This is a genomic window from Amycolatopsis sp. WQ 127309 (assembly GCF_023023025.1).
GTDB lineage: Bacteria > Actinomycetota > Actinomycetes > Mycobacteriales > Pseudonocardiaceae > Amycolatopsis.
Genome location: NZ_CP095481.1, coordinates 5,381,422 through 5,399,910, shown reverse-complemented (window position 1 = coordinate 5,399,910; position 18,489 = coordinate 5,381,422). Strand labels below are relative to the sequence as shown.

General features: G+C 71.8%; 17 protein-coding genes. 7 read left to right on the top strand and 10 right to left on the bottom strand.

All coding sequences use genetic code 11. The features are described from left to right. Positions 1–104: 104 nt before the first annotated feature. From MUY22_RS25515 to MUY22_RS25505, 3 genes are all read left to right on the top strand, one after another. A complete protein-coding gene (locus MUY22_RS25515; RefSeq protein ID WP_247063276.1) occupies positions 105–722 on the top strand; it encodes a TetR/AcrR family transcriptional regulator in 618 nt (205 codons plus the stop codon). Between the two features lie 81 nt (positions 723–803). Beyond that, positions 804–1,874 carry a hypothetical protein gene (locus tag MUY22_RS25510; RefSeq protein ID WP_247063275.1) on the top strand — a complete coding sequence of 357 codons (1,071 nt, stop codon included), beginning with the start codon at positions 804–806 and terminating at the stop codon, positions 1,872–1,874. 93 nt (positions 1,875–1,967) lie between these two features. After that, entirely contained in the window at positions 1,968–3,578 is a 1,611-nt protein-coding gene (locus tag MUY22_RS25505; RefSeq protein ID WP_247063273.1) for a succinic semialdehyde dehydrogenase, read from the top strand. 109 nt (positions 3,579–3,687) lie between these two features. Here the strand turns inward: MUY22_RS25505 and MUY22_RS25500 are convergent, their stop codons facing one another. From MUY22_RS25500 to MUY22_RS25465, 8 genes are all read right to left on the bottom strand, one after another. Next, positions 3,688–6,720, bottom strand: a complete 3,033-nt coding sequence (locus MUY22_RS25500) for a LuxR family transcriptional regulator (RefSeq protein ID WP_247063271.1) — start codon at positions 6,718–6,720, stop codon at positions 3,688–3,690. 61 nt (positions 6,721–6,781) lie between these two features. Beyond that, the gene (locus tag MUY22_RS25495) at positions 6,782–6,991 is read right to left on the bottom strand and encodes a hypothetical protein (protein WP_247063269.1); all 210 of its coding nucleotides are present in this window, start codon (positions 6,989–6,991) and stop codon (positions 6,782–6,784) included. Between the two features lie 158 nt (positions 6,992–7,149). Further along, positions 7,150–7,365, bottom strand: coding sequence for a DUF397 domain-containing protein (locus tag MUY22_RS25490; RefSeq protein WP_247063267.1), 216 nt, complete (start codon positions 7,363–7,365; stop codon positions 7,150–7,152). Positions 7,366–7,379: 14 nt separating this feature from the next. After that, on the bottom strand, positions 7,380–8,282 hold the full coding sequence (locus tag MUY22_RS25485) for a helix-turn-helix transcriptional regulator (protein ID WP_247063259.1): 903 nt from the start codon (positions 8,280–8,282) through the stop codon (positions 7,380–7,382). Positions 8,283–8,661: 379 nt separating this feature from the next. Further along, on the bottom strand, positions 8,662–9,558 hold the full coding sequence (locus MUY22_RS25480; RefSeq protein WP_247063257.1) for an acyl-CoA thioesterase II: 897 nt from the start codon (positions 9,556–9,558) through the stop codon (positions 8,662–8,664). Between the two features lie 36 nt (positions 9,559–9,594). Next, positions 9,595–11,019 (bottom strand): pyruvate kinase, encoded by a 1,425-nt coding sequence (pyk, locus tag MUY22_RS25475; protein ID WP_247063256.1) that lies wholly within the window; start codon positions 11,017–11,019, stop codon positions 9,595–9,597. 83 nt (positions 11,020–11,102) lie between these two features. Continuing rightward, a complete protein-coding gene (locus tag MUY22_RS25470; RefSeq protein ID WP_247063254.1) occupies positions 11,103–11,768 on the bottom strand; it encodes a DUF2461 domain-containing protein in 666 nt (221 codons plus the stop codon). Positions 11,769–11,842: 74 nt separating this feature from the next. Continuing rightward, positions 11,843–13,072 (bottom strand): glycoside hydrolase family 18 protein, encoded by a 1,230-nt coding sequence (locus MUY22_RS25465; RefSeq protein WP_247063253.1) that lies wholly within the window; start codon positions 13,070–13,072, stop codon positions 11,843–11,845. 169 nt (positions 13,073–13,241) lie between these two features. Between MUY22_RS25465 and MUY22_RS25460 the strand changes: the two genes are divergently transcribed. Further along, entirely contained in the window at positions 13,242–13,544 is a 303-nt protein-coding gene (locus MUY22_RS25460; RefSeq protein WP_247064111.1) for a helix-turn-helix transcriptional regulator, read from the top strand. On the opposite strand, the gene MUY22_RS25455 is transcribed toward MUY22_RS25460, so the two are convergent. After that, positions 13,541–13,876: a helix-turn-helix domain-containing protein gene (locus MUY22_RS25455; protein ID WP_247063252.1), complete on the bottom strand. Its 336-nt coding sequence runs from the start codon at positions 13,874–13,876 to the stop codon at positions 13,541–13,543. The genes MUY22_RS25460 and MUY22_RS25455 overlap by 4 nt on opposite strands. 67 nt (positions 13,877–13,943) lie before the next feature. Here MUY22_RS25455 and MUY22_RS25450 point away from each other — a divergent pair, with 67 nt between their 5' ends. Both MUY22_RS25450 and MUY22_RS25445 read left to right on the top strand, forming a co-directional pair. Continuing rightward, a complete protein-coding gene (locus MUY22_RS25450; protein WP_247063250.1) occupies positions 13,944–14,429 on the top strand; it encodes a group II truncated hemoglobin in 486 nt (161 codons plus the stop codon). Positions 14,430–14,468: 39 nt separating this feature from the next. Then, on the top strand, positions 14,469–15,905 hold the full coding sequence (locus MUY22_RS25445) for an aromatic amino acid ammonia-lyase (RefSeq protein WP_247063248.1): 1,437 nt from the start codon (positions 14,469–14,471) through the stop codon (positions 15,903–15,905). A gap of 63 nt (positions 15,906–15,968) precedes the next feature. On the opposite strand, the gene MUY22_RS25440 is transcribed toward MUY22_RS25445, so the two are convergent. Further along, a complete protein-coding gene (locus MUY22_RS25440) occupies positions 15,969–16,994 on the bottom strand; it encodes a 6-phosphofructokinase (protein ID WP_247063246.1) in 1,026 nt (341 codons plus the stop codon). A gap of 289 nt (positions 16,995–17,283) precedes the next feature. Here MUY22_RS25440 and MUY22_RS25435 point away from each other — a divergent pair, with 289 nt between their 5' ends. Further along, complete coding sequence (locus tag MUY22_RS25435; protein WP_247063241.1) at positions 17,284–18,366, top strand: 3-deoxy-7-phosphoheptulonate synthase; 1,083 nt, start codon at positions 17,284–17,286, stop codon at positions 18,364–18,366. Positions 18,367–18,489: the final 123 nt, after the last annotated feature.

Here is an 18,489-nt window from a genome sequence, read left to right as displayed (position 1 = left end):
GACCCTCCTGCGGGACGAGTGCTGGAAAACATGACGGTCAGCATGTAAGTTCTCTTCGGAATGTACATCCGTTCAGCCCGGTAGGTAAAGCAGGGGAGGCCGGAGTGACCGAGACGGGTCACCGCACCCAGGCGCAGCGGCGGGAGCAGACCCGCACGGCGCTGCTCGACGCCACCATCGACTGCCTGGTGGACCTCGGGTACGCGCGCACGTCGGTCCAGGAGATCTGCGCCCGCGCGGGCGTGTCGAAAGGTGCGGTGCAGCACCACTTCACCGCGAAGGCCGAGCTGATGGCGGCCGCCGTCGAACACCTCACGAACCGGCTGCGGAGCCAGCTCGCGGCGTCGCTCGACCGGCTGCCCAGCGGCGGCACCGGCGTCGCCGCCGCGATCGACCTGCTCTGGACCGGCTACTCCGGCACGCTCTCGACCGCCGTCACCGAGCTGTGGGTCGCCGCCCGGACCGACCCCGAGCTGCGCGCCGCCATCCGCCCGGTCGACCGCGCACTCGGGCGCGCCACGCTCGAACACGTCACCCAGGTCGCCGGCGAGCTCCCGCCCGAACGCGCGGAAATGCTGTTCTGGCTCACCGTGAACCTGACCCGCGGGCTGGCGCTGGACGCCGAGCTCGGCGGCGACCCGAAGCGGCGCCGCCAGCTCCTGGAGGAGTGGAAGCGGATCGCCGTCCTGCTCTACCAGGACGCCACCACTGCGCCGAGCTGACCAGCGCGGCGCACCAGTGTCACCTGACCCCTTATCCCGCAGGCCGATTCGTGGTCCAATCGCCGGAAAGAGGGAGAATCGATGACCCCCAGCGCGCCGCCGCCCCACCCTCAGCAGCCGTACCCGTACGGCCCACCACAGATGCAGCCGCCGCGGCCGCCGTCGGCGTCACCGTCAGCCGATCCCGGCGCGCTCTTCCGGCTGATCGCCGGGTTGTTCGGCGCGCTCGCCGCGATCCTCGTGCTGGTCGGGTCGTTCCTGCCGCAGACGACGTTCGAGCAGATCGTCAGCGGCAAGACCGAGAGCAGCCAGACGATCAGCGCGTGGTCGCGCTCCTTCGACATCGAGCCCAGCCCCGACGCGCAGAAGTTCTACGAGAGCACCCACGTCGCGCACTACGGCATCCCGCTCTCCGTCGGCGCGGTGGTGCTGCTGGCCGGCGCCGTGCTGGCCCTGCTCGGCGTCCGCCGGTCGGCGAGCCCCGGCACGCGGACGGGCGCGCGGACGGCGTTGCTCGTCGGCGGCGCGGGCGTGGCCGCGGCGGTCTGGATGCTCGGCATGGACGTCTCGGCGACCTTGAGCTACGAATCCGACGACGACTCGATCAAGTCGCACTACACGACCGGGACCGGGTTCTGGCTGCTGCTCGGCGGCGGAGCGCTCGCGGTGGTCGTGCTGGCGTTCGCCCTGCTGGCCGGCCGGCGCGCGACGGCACCCGCCGGTCCGCCGGCGAACCTGCACGGCGGACCGGGCTACCCGCAGCAGCAGTCGCGGCCGTACCCGGCCGGGCCGCAGCAGTCCGGCGGCTACCCGGGGTCGTCGCCGTACCCGGGCCAGCAGCCTTACGGCGGCCCGCAGCAGCAGGCGTTCCCCGGACAAGGCCCGCAGTCCCAGCCGTTCCCCGCGCAGGGGCCGCCGTCCCAGCCGTTCGCCACCCAGGGCCCGCCGTCACAGCCGTTTCCAGCACAGCCGTTCCCGTCGTCACAGCCGTTCCCGTCGTCACAGCCGCTCCCGGCTCAGCCATTGTCGTCACAGCAGCCCGCCGACGGTTACGAGGCGACGCAGGCCCAGCCGCATCCGGACGAGCCACCGGCGGCGCCGACGACCGAGCCGACCTACCAGCTCCCGCCGCTGAACCCGCCCAAAACATGAAATAGATTCACATCGAGCTGGACAGCCGACGTACCGACGGTATGCTGTACTCGTCGGTAACCCCTGCGCGTCGCCGCGCGGAACGGAGACGTCATGACCAGCACGACCCCCGCGAACCCGGTCCACGACACCGCGCTCCCGCCGACCGCCGGCGGGGTCGCCGGTGCGCCGGCCGCGGCCCGGGCGGCCCAGCTCGTCGCCCGGGTGGCCGGCGGCGCGGACTCGGCCCCGATCCGGATGACCGCGCCCTTCACCGGGCAGCCGATCGCGACCCTGCCCCAGGCCACCGACGCCGACGCCCGCGCCGTGTTCACCGCCGCGCGGACCGCGCAGCGGGCGTGGGCGGAGCACTCCCCCGCCGAGCGCGCCCGGGTGCTGACCAAGCTGCACGACCTGGTGCTCGCGCGGCAGGACGAGGTCCTCGACCTGGTCCAGGTCGAAGCGGGCAAGGCCCGGCTCGACGCGTTCGACGAGGTGAGCGCGACCGCGCTGGTCGCGGCCTACTACGGCAAGCACGCCGCGAAGATCCTCGCCCCGCGCCGCGTCGCCGGCGTCATCCCCGGCCTGACCCGCGCCGGTGAGCTGCGGCACCCCAAGGGCGTCGTCGGCGTCATCTCGCCGTGGAACTACCCGCTCGCGCTGACCGCGATGGACGTCTTCCCGGCGCTCGCGGCCGGCAACGCCGTCGTGCAGAAGCCGGACAACCAGACCGCGCTTTCCGCGCTGTGGCTGCACGAGCTCGCCGAGGAGGCCGGGCTGCCGGCCGGGACCTGGCAGATCGTGCTCGGCCGCGGCTCGAAGATCGGCACCGCGCTGGTCGAGGAGTCGGACTACCTGTGCTTCACCGGGTCCACGCCGACCGGCAAGGAGCTGGCCGGGCAGGTGGCGAAGCGGCTGACGTCGTACTCGCTCGAGCTCGGCGGCAAGAACCCGATGATCGTGCTGCCCGACGCCGACGTCGCGAAGGCCGCGACGGGCGCGGTGACCGCGTGCTTCTCCTCGGCCGGGCAGCTGTGCGTGTCGGTCGAGCGGATCTACGTCCACGAGTCGATCCGCGAGGAGTTCACCCGCGCGTTCGTGGCCCGCACGGCCGCGCTGAAGCTCGGCGGCGCGCTGGACTACCAGGCCCAGATGGGCTCCCTGACGTCGGAAGACCAGCTCGAGACGGTGACCGCGCACGTCGAGGACGCCCGCGCCAAGGGCGCGTCCGTGCTCACCGGCGGCCGCGCCCGGCCCGACCTCGGGCCGCTGTTCTACGAGCCGACCGTGCTTTCGGGCGTCACCGCGGAGATGGTGCCGTTCGCGGCGGAGACGTTCGGGCCGGTCGTCTCGATCTACGGCTACACCGACGTCACCGAGGCCATCGACCGCGCCAACGACACGCCGTTCGGGCTCAACGCCAGCGTCTGGTCGCGCAACGGCCACGCCGGCTGGGAGGTCGCGGCCCGCCTCAAGGCGGGCACGGTGAACGTCAACGAGGGCTACGCGGCGACGTTCGGCAGCGTCGGCGTCCCGATGGGCGGCATGAAGGACTCGGGCGTCGGCCGCCGCAACGGCGCCGAAGGCCTGCTGAAGTACACGGAGTCCCAGTCGATCGCGCTGCAGCGCGGCCTGGCCCTGCGCCCGCCGCGCGGCGTCTCGGGTTCCCTGTGGTCCCGCGGCATGACGCTGGGCCTGAAAGCCCTCCGCCGCCTCCCCCGCTGACCCGTAACTCGCGTGATCCGGGCCGGATCTCGCGTGATCCGGGCCGTAACTCGCGTGATTGAAGCCGTGACGGCCCCGATCACGCGAGTTCCGGCTTCAATCACGCGAGTTACGCGTTTTGGCCTGCTGTCGGGGCTGTGAGCAGGCCTCGGTCGTAGGCGATCGCCACTGCTTCCGCGCGGCGGCTCGCGCCGAGTTTCGCCATCACCCGGGACAGGTGGACGCTGACCGTCTTCTCGCTGATGTACAGCTCTTCGCCGACCTGGCGGTTCGTGCGGCCCAGGGCCACGCGCTCGAGGACGTCGCGCTCGCGGTCGGTCAGCGGGTCGACGACCGCGCGGGCCGGGGCCGCCGGTTCGACGCCCGCCAGGTCCACCCGCGCGCGGTGCGCGAGGTCGCGGACGGCGTCCCGCAACGGGATCGCGCCCAGCCGGGTCGCCACCGCGTGGGCCGCCTCCAGGGCGGCCCGGGCCTGGTCGACGTCGTCGGCCAGCAGCAGGGCTTCCGCCTCGTGCCGGCGGCAGATCGCCTGTTCGTACACCGCGCCGTAGCCGAACGCGGCCGCCGCGGCCGCCCACTTCTCCGGGTCGCCCTTGCCGCTCAGGCCGGACGCCGCCGCTTCCAGCCGGGCCAGCCAGGCCCGGCCTTCCGGCCCGAGCGTCCCCGAGCGCGGCTGCCCGACGATCGCGCACATCCGGCCGTGCGCCAGCATCCGCTCCCCCGCCGCCAGCGCGGCGTCGACGGCCGCCGCGTCACCCCGGATCCGGGCCTCGGCGGCCAGCGCGGCCGCGGTGGTCGTGCCGAGCGCGGCCACCCGGATGCCGGGCAGCAGACCGGGTTCGATCCGTTCGAGCCAGCCGATGAGGTCCTCCGCCTGCTTCACCGCGGCTCGGTGGTCACCACGCCAGTAGGCCAGCTCGATGCCGGCGTCCCCGGCGGACAGCGGGATCTGCATGTCCGCCGTCCAGTGCTGCCGCAGCCCGGCGACGAGCTTCGCGGCCTCGTCGAACCGGCCGCGGGCGACGACGAACAGCGACCAGATGGCGAGGATCCGCGCGGCGACCGCGCCGGACACCCCGCGCCCGGCCCGCCCGGCGCTCTCGTCCGGCCAGTCGCCCATCAGGTACCGCAGGGTCATCTGCCGCGCCCGCAGCTCCAGGCCGTAGACGCTCCAGCTGAGCCCGGACTCCTCGGCCCGGGCGAACCCGCGTGAGGCGTGTCCGAGCGCCTCGGCGAACTCGGCCTGGTCGTCGTGGCTCAGCGCGAGGAAGTAGGTCGCGCGGATCTCGGTGTTCAGCGCCCCGGAGTCACGCGCCTTGCGCTCGGCCTGGCGCAACCGTTCGCGCGCCTCCGCGGCATCGCCCGCCGAGTCGGCCAGCGTGCCCAGGGTGACCAGCGCCGACGCCTCCGCCCCGGCCGCGTCGACCTCCCGCGCGTCGGCGACCGCGGTGAGCGCGCTGTCCAGCGCCGCGTCCGGCTGGTCGAGCAGCCGCAGGAACCCGGCCCGGCTGGCCAGCACCCACGCGCGGGTGCCGCTCGGTTCGGTGTCCTTGACCAGGTCCCACGCGCGGTCGATCGCCGCGACGGCCTCGTCGAGCGTGCCTTCCAGCGCCAGCAGCGCTTCCGCCAGCCGCCGCCACGTCTTCGCCGCGCTGTCGGCCGGGCTGTCGGCGGTCAGGGCCTGGGTGGCCGAGCGGGCGAACGCGGCGGCCCGCTCGGGCTCGCCGGACGTGCCCGCGAAGTACGACGCCTCGTGCAGCAGCCGCAGCTCGTCGAACCCCTCGGGCCGGTCGGCGGCCGGGACGGCGTCCCAGATGGACAGTGCCTGCTCGACGTGCCGCAGCGCCGACCCGGGCGCACCCAGCTTCTCGGCCTCGTCCATCGCGCGCAGCAACGCCGGCAGCGCGGTGACGAGATCGCTGCTCTGCATCGAGTGGTAGGCCAGCTTCGCGTCGTGCCCGCGGCCCTGCGGCCGCGACAAGATCCGCGCCGCGTACGCCGCGTGCGTGCGCGAGCGCTCCCCCGGCAGCAGGTCGCCGTACACCGCTTCCTGCAGCAACGCGTGCCGGAACCAGTAGGCGCCGTCCGGCATCACCACCAGCACGTGGTGCTGGACGGCCTCGCGCAGCGCCTCGTCCAGCTCCAGCTCGCCGAGCGCGGAGATCTCGGCGAGGGCCGCGTGCATCACCGGCTCGTTCGCGACCGACACGACGCGCACGACGCGGCGGGCGTCCGGCGAGAGCCGCTCCAACCGGGAGAGCAGTACTTCGGCCAGGCCCGCGGGCAGGTCGTTGCACTCGGTCTTGGTGGCCAGCAGCTCCTCGGCGAAGAACGGGTTGCCCTCGGAGCGGCTGACGATGTCGGCGACGACGTCCGCCGGCAGCGGCTCGTCGGCCAGCGCCTCGACGAACGTGCGCGCGTCGGCGGTGCCGAACGGCTGCAGGTCGACGCGCTCGACGGTGGCGAGCCGGAACAGCTCCGCGAGGAGGCCGCGCAGCGGGTGGCGCCGGTGGACGTCCTCCTCGCGGTAGCTGCCCACGACCAGGAGCCGTTGCGCGCGCAACCTGCTGAGCAGGAACGACAGCAGGTTGCGGGTCGAGGCGTCGGCCCAGTGGAGGTCTTCCAGCAGGATCACCACCGGCCGGGACTCGGCGATCTCGGTCAGCACCCCCAGTACCGCGTCGAACAACTGCAGCTGACCGAGATCCTGCTCCGGCCGGGGACGCACCATCGTCTCGCGGTCGTTCGAGGTCATCGGGGCGTGCTCGGCCGCCCGGGGCTCCTCGAGACCCTGGCCCTGCGGCAGCAGCCGGCCGAGCGCGGGCCGGGCCCGCACGGCGGCGGCGATCGCCGGGTCCGTCGCGGTGCCGAGCGGGGCGAGCGCCTCGGCGAAGGGAAGATAAGGAAGACCGCCTTCGCGGACGTCGATGCAGCGGCCGGTGAGCACCAGCGCACCGCACGCGGCGACGTGCTCGGCGAGCGCGGTCAGCAGCCGGGTCTTGCCGACCCCGGCGTCCCCCGAGAGCAGCGCCGCGCCGGCTTCGCCCCGGTCGGCCCGGGCGAAGGCGGCGCGGAGCCGCCGCATCTCGTGGGTACGGGCGACGAGCGGGATTCCGGAGCCGAGTCGGGGCACAAGCAGCATTGTTGCTCACCCCACCGACAAGTTCCGCACGCTTATCGCCTTGGACACCATCACCCGCCCCTTACCGGGCGGTCTCGCCGACGGCCGCGGTCTCCCGCGACACCTCCCGGCGCTCCTGCGCCGGCACGTCGACGACGCTGCGCCCGGCCCGCACGTGGCGGACGGCGCGGCGGGCGCGGGCGGCCCAGGCGCTGCGCCCGGCCTTGTGGAGTTCCTCGGCCCGGTAGGCCGCTTCGGCCCGGACCGCGTCCAGAAGCAGATCGCTGTGCATCGTGTTCACCTTGTTCCTGAGGTCACCGGTTGGTAGCACTCAGAGTCGTCCTGAGGGGATCCCTCAGGCATCGGGTGATCACGTACCCCTGACGCGCAAAGACCCCTTACTCCCGGCCGAGCCCAGCTCGACGGGGGTAAGGGGTCTTCGAAATCCACTCAGTCGCGCGCGGGGCCGTCCGGCCGCACCGCGGCCAGCAGCCCCCGCCAACCCGACGCGGGCAGGCGGAAAGCACCACCTTCGGGGTCTTTCGAGTCGCGCACCGCGGCACCCCCGGCGACGAACGCGACCTCGACGCAGTCGTTGCCGCCGCCGCTGTGGCTGCTCTTGCGCCACCGCGCGCCGGAAAGCTCTCCGGAAAGCTCGGATTCCATGGTCCCCAACTCCCTCACTGTGTCCTCGGATCCAGATGGTGCACTGCCGCCGGAACGGCCGCCCGTTCGGCGAACCGTCCGGCCGCCTCGGCGATCAGCTCCACCGAGTCGTCCGGTTTGAGTGCCGCCGCGCGCAGATGGTCGAACATCAGCCCGTAGCGCCGGACGTCTGTGGGTTCCTCCAGGTAGAGGCCGCTGGACGTGCTGTCGTCGACGTAGACGACGTCCGGGTCGGCCTGCTCCGGGAACCCCATGATCAGGAACGGGCCTTCCATCCCGGGGTGCGCGCCGGCGTGGAACGGCACCACCTGGATGGTCACGTTCGGCTTCTCGGCGACGGCGACCATCCGGTAGAGCTGCTCGGCCATCACCTCGGGGGTGTCGACGACCCGGTGCAGCACGGCCTCGTCGATGACGGCCCAGTACTCCGGCGGCGGCGTGTCCGACAGCAGCTCCTGCCGCGCCATCCGCGCGGCGATGCGGCGGCGGATCTCGGCTTCCTCGGCGTCCGGGCGCAGGGCCCGGATCACGGCGCGGGCGTACCGCTCGGTCTGCAGCAGGCCCGGCACGAGCAGGGCCTGGAACGCGCGCAGCGAGCTCGCGTCGGCTTCGAGCCCGACGAACGTGCCGGTGAAGACCTCGTTGTAGGCGTGCCACCAGCCGCGCTTGCGGGCTTCGCGGGCCAGCTGGACGAGCGCCTCCTGCTCGTCGCCGATGATCCCGTAGAGCGCCAGCATGTCCCGCGCGTCACGCGGGGTGACCCCGACGTGGCCGGTCTCGATCCGGCTGATCTTCGACGCCGAGCACTCGAGCTTCTCACCGACCTCGTCGATGGTGAGGTCCGCGGCCTCGCGGAGCCGGCGCAGCTCGCCGGCGAGCCTCCGGCGGCGAACCGTGGGGCTCTGTCCCCTGGCCATTCGGCACCTCCGGATGTCGACGGCGTCGTAGCCGTTCGCTTGCTCCCAGTATCTAACCAGGACAGTGGAGCATTAACACCGCACCGATTCCCGACCCGTCGCGCGCGTCGAACCTGCAATTTGCAGAATGCTCTTGTATCCTCGCACTCTGCACTGCGACAGGACGCGGTACGGGCCCGGGTCGTTCGGCCCTCAGGCCCGGTCCGGCCTGTTGAGCAGCGTAGACGATGACTTCGCGGTCCGCCGCGTGGTCATTCGGAGAAGGGGTCCGGGGCCGTCCCCCGATCGGTCCCGGCCCCCTTCACCGCCCCGAATGCCCCATTCCGACGATGAATACGCCGACTATTTGTCGCCCGTAAGGGTGATTTCCCGTCCGCGTTCAGAGGACGCGCAGGAGTCCTTCTTGGACGACCGTGGCGATGAGGGTGCCGTCCGCGCCGAAGAACCGGCCGGTGGCCAGACCGCGCGCTCCGGAGGCGGTCGGTGACGCGCTGTCGTAGAGGAACCACTCGTCGGCGCGGAAGGGCCGGTGGAACCAGAGCGCGTGGTCGAGGCTCGCGCCGAGCACCTTGTCGGTGTCCCAGTAGACGCCGTGGCGCGCGAGGACCGAGTCCAGCAGCGTCATGTCGGAGGCGTAGGTCAGCACGCACACGTGCAGCAGCTGGTCGTCGCCCAGCTTGCCGTCGGCGCGCATCCACACCTGGTTGCGGGCGGGCGGCTCGCCGGTCTGGCGGGTGACCCACGGCGGGTCGTTGACGTAGCGCAGGTCGATCGGCCGCGGCCGGCTGTGCGCGCCGATCGCGTAGCCCTCGGCGCGTTCCATCAGCGTCGGCAGCGACTCCGGCGCGGGCACGCCCTCCGGCATCGCCTCGGCGTGGTCGATGCCCGACTCGTCCTTCTGGAAGGACGCCGACAGCGAGAAGATCGCCTTGCCGTGCTGGATCGCCACGACCCGGCGGGTGGTGAACGAGCGGCCGTCCCGGATCCGGTCGACCTCGTAGACGATCGGCACGCTCGGGTCGCCGCCGCGGATGAAGTACGCGTGCAGCGAGTGGACCCGGCGTTCGTCGGGCACCGTGCGCCCGGCCGCGACCAGCGCCTGCCCGGCCACCTGCCCGCCGAACACGCGGACCGGCGAGTGGGCGGGCGAGACGCCGCGGAAGAAGTTCTCCTCGAGCTTCTCGAGGTCGAGCAACGCCACCAAGCGGTCCAGCACCGGCTGGCCGCCACCCGGGATCTCCAGCTCGGTGGCGGCCGCTCTGGCCATTTCAGTCATGGCCAGACCCTATGTGGTCGACGTCCCCGACGTCCCTTACGCGTGGTCGTCTTCACCAAGGCGGTGGACGTGGATCAGGTTGGTCGACCCGACGGTGCCCGGCGGGGAGCCGGCCACGATGACGACCAGGTCGCCCTTCTGGTACTTGCCCATCTCCAGCATCGAGTGGTCGACCTGCTGGATCATCTGGTCCGTGGACTCCACCCGCGGCACGATCTGGGTGGTGGTGCCCCAGGTCATCGAGAGCTGGCTGCGGACGCAGTCCTCGGGCGTGAACGCCAGCAGCGGCAGCCGCGTGTGCAGCCGGGCCAGGCGGCGCACGGTGTCGCCGGACTGCGTGAAGGCGACCAGGGCCTTCGCGTTGAGCCGCTCGCCGATGTCGCGGGCGGCGTAGGAGATCACGCCGCGCTTGGTGCGCGGGACGTGCGTCAGCGGCGGGACGACCGGCGAGTCGGTCTCGACCGCCTCGATGATCCGGCCCATGGTCTGGACGACCTCGATCGCGTACCGGCCGACACTGGTCTCGCCGGACAGCATCAGCGCGTCGGCACCGTCGAGGACGGCGTTCGCGACGTCGGAGGCCTCGGCGCGGGTCGGCCGGGAGTTGTTGATCATCGACTCGAGCATCTGCGTCGCGACGATGACCGGCTTCGCGTTCTCGCGGCAGATCTGGATGGCGCGCTTCTGGACCAGCGGGACCTGCTCCAGCGGCAGCTCGACGCCGAGGTCGCCGCGGGCGACCATCACCGCGTCGAAGGCCAGCACGATGGCCTCGAGGTTGTAGACGGCCTCGGGCTTCTCGATCTTCGCGACGACCGGCAGCCGGCCCTTGCCGACGCGGTCCATCACCTGGTGGACCAGGTCGATGTCGGCGGGCGAGCGGACGAAGGACAGCGCGATGAAGTCGACGCCCAGCTCGAGCGCGAACTCGAGGTCTTCGATGTCCTTCTCGGACATGGCCGGGACGGAGACGTCCATGCCGGGCAGCGAGACGCCCTTGTTGTTGCTGACCGGGCCGCCTTCGGTGACCTCGCAGACCACGTCCTGGCCGTCGACCTCCTTGACCACCAGGCCGACCTTGCCGTCGTCGACCAGCAGGCGGTCACCGGGCTTGGCGTCCTTGGCCAGGCCCTTGTAGGTCGTGGAGACCCGCTCGTGGGTGCCGGCGACGTCCTCGACCGTGATCCGGACGATGTCGCCGTTGTGCCACTCGACCGGCCCGCCGGCGAAGGTGCCGAGGCGGATCTTGGGGCCCTGCAGGTCGGCGAGGATGCCGACCGCCCGGCCGCTCGCGGCGGCGGCGTCCCGGATCAGGTCGTAGACCTGCTTGTGGTCGCCGTGGCTCCCGTGGCTGAAGTTCATTCTGGCCACGTCCATGCCCGCGTCCACGAGTGCCCGCATCTTCTCCGGGGTGGCGGTGGCGGGGCCCAGGGTACAAACGATCTTCGCGCGTCGGCTCACGTTCGCATAGCGTAGACCCTGTCGGCGCGTTCGTCTGTACCGATCCCGAAAAGTTCAGAGAAACGGTTCAGAAACCTTCGGGGTCAGCGGCGCGGCTGCTCACTGGGTCCGACCCGGTCACGGGCCCATTCGTTGAACTCGCGCAGCTGCCGCCACGACTTCCGCACGCGGTCGAGGGCACCCCGCTCGTGCAGGACGTCGTCCGGCTCCCAGGTGCGCACGGCGTACACCGAGCGGTAGCGCAGCAGGTCGAGGCGCGGGTGCTCGGCGTCGAAGCCGCGCGGCTTCGACTTCAGCCGGTCGCCGGCGACCGTCCAGCCGGCGCGCTCGAGCTTCTTGATGATCTTCTGGAGCGCTTCGCCGTGCAGATCCGTGTCGACGGCCTGGCGGAACCGGGCGAGCTGGTCGGACGCGAGGTGGAAGCACCCGCCGCCGACGCGCAGGCCGTCCGGCCCGACCTCGACGTAGTAGGCGCCGCCGCCGCGGCCCTGTTCGAGCACGCCGCCGCAGTGGGTCTTGTAGGGCGTCTTGTCCTTGGCGAACCGGACGTCCCGGTAGGGACGGAACACCTTGGGCTCGCCGAGGCCGTCGCCGAACTCGCCCTTGAGCTCGTCGAGCAGGGCCTCCATCGGCGCCCGGACGTCGGCCTTGTAGACGTCGACGTGGTCGTCCCAGTAGGGCTTGGAGTTGTCCTCGACGAGGCCGTCGAAGAAGTCGACGGCGTACTCGCCGAATCCGCTGAACGTCACGGCGGGAACGATAATCGGGGGGACCGACGGTTTCCCGCCGGTCCCCCCGCTGTCGATCCTGCCGTGGAAGCCCGTTACTTCGCGACGGCCGTGATCAGCTCGCCGTTGGTGGTGTCACCCGAGAGCTCCCAGAACATCGCGCCGCCGAGACCCTGGGTCTTGGCGTAGCTCACCTTGCCCGCGATGGTCGAGGGGGTGTCGTAGCTCCACCAGTTGCTGCCGCACTTGGCGTACGCGGTGCCCGCGACGGTGCCGGTCGCCGGGCAGGACGTCTTCAGCACCTTGTAGTCCTCGATGCCCTGCTCGTACTTGCCGGGCGCCGGGCCGGTCGCGGTGCCGCCCGGGGCGGCCTGGCTGACGCCGGTCCAGCCGCGGCCGTAGAACCCGATGCCCAGCAACAGCTTGCCCGCCGCGACGCCCTTGCTCTTGAGCTTCTGGATCGCCGCGTCGGAGTAGAAGCCGGCGGTCGGGATGCCCGAGTAGCTGTTCAGCGGCGAGTGCGGGGCCGTCGGGCCCTGCGCGGCCCAGGCGCCGAAGTAGTCGTAGGTCATCACGTTGTACCAGTCGACGTACTGCGCGGCGCCGGCGTAGTCGGCCGCGTCGATCTTGCCGCCGCTGGTGCCGTCGGCCGTGATCGCCGCGGTGACGAGCTTCGAGGAGCCGAACTTGGCGCGCAGCGCGGCCATCACGTTCTTGTACGCGGCGGCCCCGCTGGTGTCGCAGGTCAGGCCGCAGGCGTTGGGGTACTCCCAGTCGATGTCGATGCCGTCGAAGACGCCGGCCCAGCGCGGGTCGTTGACCAGGTTGTAGCAGGAGTTCGCGAACGCCGTCGGGTTCTTCGCGGCCTGCGCGAAGCCGCCCGACCAGGTCCAGCCGCCGAACGACCAGATCACCTTCAGGCCGGGGTGCTTGGCCTTGAGCTTCTTGAGCTGGTTGAAGCTGCCGGCGAGGGGCTGGTCCCAGGTGTCGGCGACGCCGTCGACGCTGCCCGCGGCGTCGTAGGTCTTCTGGTAGTCGGCGTAGGCGTCGCCGATCGCGCAGCCGCCGTTGGTGACGTTGCCGAACGCGTAGTTGATGTGCGTCAGCTTGCTCGCCGAGCCCGACGTCTCGATGTTCTTGACGTGGTAGTTGCGGTCGTAGACCCCCCATTCGGTGAAGTAGCCGACCACCTTGCCGACGGAGGCTTCGGTCGCGGCCGTCGCGGTGGCGGTGACGGCGGGGACCGCCGAGCCGGCCGCGACGAGACCCGCGGCGGCCGCCAGGGTCAGCAGCGCAGAGAAGCTCTTCCTGCGGAAACGGGACATGCCTTCTCCCTCGGAGAATTACTGACAACCAATGGGGACAACGTGGTGGAGACCACACTTACCGTAAGTGGACTAGACCACTAGGTCAATGGTTCAGACCAGCTGACCGACGAGAGTAGGTGCGCATTCCTTGACAGGCATATGCCGGTCGGGGCACATTTCCGGGGTGATGCAGACCTTCGACGTCCTCGCCGAGCCCCGCCGGCGCACCATCCTCGACCTGCTCCGGGACGGCGAACGCTCGGTCGGCGAGCTCGTCGAGGAGCTGGCCCTCAGCCAGCCCGCGGTGTCCAAGCACCTGCGGGTCCTGCGCGAAGCGGGGCTCGTGACGGTCCGGGTCGCGGCCCAGCGCCGGTGCTACGCGCTGCGCCCGGAACCGCTCGCCGAGGTGGACGCCTGGCTCGCCCCCTACCGTCGCTTCTGGACGGACCGCCTCGACGCGCTGGAACGGCGTCTCGACGAGACGCCCTAGTCCGCCACCTCGAAGGTGATGCCCTGGTCCGCCGCGCGGCGCTCGCCCCACTCGTAGAGCGCCGTGAGCGCCGGGCGCAGCTCCTCCCCCACCGCCGTCAGGTGGTACTCGACGTGCGGGACGCGGCCGGCGCGCTCCTCGCGGCGGACGATGCCGTCCGCCGCCAGCTCGCGCAGCTGCTGGGTCAGCATCTTCTCGCTCACCCCCGGCATCCGGCGGCGCAGCTCGCCGTAGCGGTGGGCGCCCTCCTTGAGGTGCGCGAGGATCACCGGCTTCCACTTGCCGCCGATCAGGTCGACCGCCAGCTCCGTCGCGCAGTGGTAGCGCTTCATCCCGTTCCCCCTGCGCACCGGAAAGTACGTGGTTGCCCGACCGGGCCGCCCCTGGTTGCCTTGCCGGGTGATCGTGCCAGAAAACCCGCCCGCCACGCCCACGCTCTACGAGTGGGCGGGCGGCCACGAAGCCCTCGTGAAGCTCCTCACGATCTTCTACGGCCACGTCCTCGAAGACCCGCTGCTCGAGCCCGTGTTCCGGCAGATGGACCCGCACCACGCCGAACACGTCGCGGTCTGGCTCGGTGAAGTTTTCGGCGGCCCGGCCGCCTACTCGGCCGACCACGGCGGGCACGCCCACATGATCGGCCGCCACCTCGGGCGCGGCATCACCGAGCCGCAGCGCCGCCGCTGGGTCACGCTGCTGCTCGACGCCGCCGACGAGGCCGGCCTGCCGGGCGACCCGGAGTTCCGCGCCGCGTTCGCCGGCTACCTCGAGTGGGGCAGCCGGCTGGCCGTGATCTTCTCCGCGCCCGGCGCCGAGCCGAACCTGCACGAGCCCGTTCCGCACTGGGACTGGCCGATGCCACCCTGGCAGCCGCCGCCGTCCTAGCCGCATAGTGAAGGGCAGTCAGTCGAAAGGAGGCTGCCCTTGATCCGGGTGGACGGTCGGACCCTGCGGTGTGCGGACGTCGTGACGGCGGCGCGCACCGAGGGACCGCTGGGTATCGACGTCTCGATCGCCGCGCTGCGCGGCGCCGAGCACGCCTGGAAGCTCGCCGAGGAGCTCAGCACGCGGCGGGTGGTCTACGGCCGGACCACCGGCGTCGGGGCCAACAAGGACGACACGGTCGCGAGCTCGAAGGAACACGGGCTGCGCCTGCTGCGCAGCCACGCGGGCGGCAGCGGCGACCCGATGCCGCCCGGCCAGGTCCGCGGGATGATGCTGATCCGGCTCAACCAGCTCCTCGCGGGGCGGTCCGGGATCAGCCCCGAGCTGATCGGCGCGCTGGCCGAGGCCGTCCGCACGGGCGCGCTACCGCTGGTGCACCGGCTCGGCGCGATCGGCACCGGCGACCTGGCGCCGCTGGCCGAGACGGCGCTCGCGCTCACCGGCGAACGCGACTGGCTCACCGGGCACGTCCCGCCGGTACCCGTGGTCGCGGGCGACGCGCTGGCGTTCATGAGCAGCAACGCCGCGACGCTGGCCGAGGCGACGCTGGCCGCGATGCGGCTGGACACCCTGACCCGGGCCAGCCACGCCATCGCCGCGCTGACCTACGTCGCGCTCGACGGCAACCCCGAGGCGTACGCGACGCCGGTGCACGAAGCCCGTCCGCACGCCGGGCAGGTCGCCTGCGCGGCGGAGATGCGGCGGCTGCTCGGCATGCACCAGACGCCGAAACCGGGGCGGCGGATCCAGGACCCGTTCGGGCTGCGGGCGTTCCCGCAGGTCCAGGGCCCGGCACTGGACGCGATCCACTACCTGCGCGACGTGCTGGCCGTCGAGATCAACGCCAGCACCGAGAACCCGATGATCTCGACGGTGCACGGCGACGCCTACCACCACGCGCACTTCCACACGGCGTACGTGTCGACGGCCCTGGACCAGGCCCGCGCGACCGTGCACCAGGTGGCGGAGCTGTCGGTGGCGCGCCTCGGCGACCTCGTCGAGCCGGAGTTCACCGGCCTGCGCCCGTTCCTGGCGGCGGGACCGGCGGGCAGCTCGGGCGTGATGATCCTGGAGTACGTGGCGCACGACGCGCTCACCGAGCTGCGCCAAGCGGCGCTACCGGCGACCCTCGGCACGGCCGTCGTGTCGCGCGGCATCGAGGACCACGCGAGCTTCTCGACCCAGGCGGCCCGCGCGGCGACGGCGGCATGCACGTCGTACCAACAGGTGCTGGCCTGCGAGCTGGTCGCGGCGGTCCGCGCGCTGCGGATGCGGGACGCCGACCTGGTGGACCTCCCGGTCCGCGACGCCTTCGACGTCGCGTCCGAGGTCCTGGACGAGAGCACCGACGACCGCCCGCTGACCGACGACATCGCCCGCGCGATCACGGTCCTGGACACCCTGGCCCGTATCTGAAACGCCGTGAGGGGCACCCTCAGGGACGTGATGTCCCTGAGGGTGCCCCTCACGGCTTGAGACTCAGCCGAAGAAGACTTCGGCCTCTTCGTAGCGCTCGGTCGGGACCGTCTTCAGCTCGGCGGTCGCCTCCGAGAGCTTCACGCGGACGATGTCGGTGCCCTTCAGGGCGACCATGACACCGAAGTCGCCGTCGGCCACCGCGTCGACGGCGTGCAGGCCGAAGCGGGTCGCGAGCACGCGGTCGTACGCGGTCGGCGTGCCGCCGCGCTGGACGTGGCCCAGCACGACCGCGCGGGACTCCTTGCCGGTGCGCTTCGCGATCTCGTCGGCCAGCCAGGTGCCGATACCGCCGAGGCGGACGTGCCCGAAGGCGTCCTTCTCGCCGGTGAGCAGGCTCTCCTCGCCGCCCTCGGGCAGTGCGCCCTCGGCCACGACGATGATCGGCGCGAACTCCTTCTCGAAGCGGCGCTCGACCCAGGAGACGACCTGGTCGACGTTGAAGTGCCGCTCCGGCACCAGGATCACGCTCGCGCCGCCGGCCAGGCCGGAGTGCAGCGCGATCCAGCCGGCGTGCCGGCCCATGACCTCGACGACCAGCGCGCGGTGGTGCGACTCGGCGGTGGTGTGCAGCCGGTCGATCGCCTCGGTCGCGATGGAGACCGCGGTGTCGAAGCCGAACGTGTAGTCGGTGGAGCCCAGGTCGTTGTCGATCGTCTTGGGCACGCCCACGACGCCGACGCCGTCGTCGGTCAGGCGCTTCGCGACGCCGAGGGTGTCCTCGCCGCCGATCGCGATCAGCGCGTCGACGCCCTGCTCGGCGAGGACCTTCTTGATCTGCTCGACGCCGCCCTCGACCTTGTACGGGTTGGTCCGCGACGAGCGCAGGATCGTGCCGCCACGGGTCAGGATGTCCTCGACGTCGTTCAGGCCCAGCGGGCGGCTGTCGCCCGTCAGCGGGCCGTTCCAGCCGTTGCGGAAGCCGACGAAGTCCCAGCCGTGCACCTCGATGCCCTTGCGGACCACCGCGCGGATGACCGCGTTGAGACCCGGGCAGTCGCCGCCGCCGGTCAGCACACCGACACGCATGAGAATCCTCCGTTTGTGTTCGCTGGAGATGACAGTCACATTTCGCCAGGGCCAAGCGTAGCTGGCTTCGTCTGGATCGGTGCAGCCCGTACCACCTGCCGAATCGGTCCGCGCCGTCGTTGTGCTAACTTGGTCACGTGCAGCGCTATTACTGGTTTACGAAGCCGGCCCCGGGTGGGCACGGCGGCGTGAACCTGCGCTGACCTCCACCCCCGAGCCGGATTCTCCTACCGGCTCGGCGAGGGTCCCCCGCGCGGGTCGGTGTCCATCAGGAAGGAACACCCCCGCCATGACGCTCTCCGCAGGCCCGGCCGCCATCGGTGACCTCGACGCCGCGCGCACCACGTCGATCAGTCCGCTCATCTCGCCCGCGATGCTGCGCGAGGATCATCCGGTCGACGCCGCCGTCGCGAAGGTCGTGCAGCACGGACGCGCCGAAACCGTCGACATCCTCGAAGGCCGCGACGACCGGCTGCTCGTCGTCGTCGGCCCGTGCTCGGTGCACGACCCCGAAGCCGCCCTCGACTACGGCCGCCGCCTCGCCGAGAAGGCCGAAGAGCTGCGCGGCGAGCTGCACGTCGTGATGCGCGTGTACTTCGAGAAGCCGCGCACCACGCTGGGCTGGAAGGGCCTGATCAACGACCCGGACCTCGACGGCACCTTCGCCGTCAACAAGGGCCTCCGGATGGCGCGCCGGCTGCTGCTCGACGTCTCCGAGCTGGGCCTGCCGGTCGGTTGTGAGTTCCTCGACCCGATCACGCCGCAGTTCATCGCCGACATCGTCACGTGGGGCTCGATCGGCGCGCGGACCGCGGCCAGCCAGGTGCACCGCCAGCTGTGCAGCGCGCTGTCGATGCCGGTCGGCATCAAGAACTCGACCGAGGGCGACGTCCAGGTCGCGGTCGACGCGACCCGTGCGGCCGCGGCGAGCCACGTGTTCCCCGGCATCAACACCGACGGGCTGGCGGCGCTGCTCACGACGTCAGGCAACCCGGACTGCCACGTGATCCTGCGCGGCCACGCGGGCGGCCCCAACTACGACGCCGAAACGGTCACCGACACCCTGGCCCGGCTGGCGAAGTCGGGCCTGCCGGAGCGCGTGATCATCGACGCGAGCCACGGCAACAGCGGCAAGGACCACGTCCGCCAGGCGGCGGTGGTCCGCGAGCTGGCGGCGCGGATCGGTTCGGGCGAGCGCGGCATCGCCGGCCTGATGATGGAGAGCTTCCTCGCGGGCGGCCGCCAGGAGCTGGACCTGGGCCACCCCGAGCAGCTGACCTACGGCCAGTCGATCACGGACGCCTGCATGTCCTGGGACGACACCGCGCCCCTGCTGGACGAGCTGGCCGAGGCGGTCCGGGCGCGCCGCTGAGAGGTCCCCGGCCTAGGGGTCCCCCGGAATTCACGTTACCGGGAGGCACCGACAGTTTCCGGGCCGTGTGGTGGAGGCGAACAGCGCCAACGGACCGTTCGTGCCGAGGTGGGCGCGAACGGT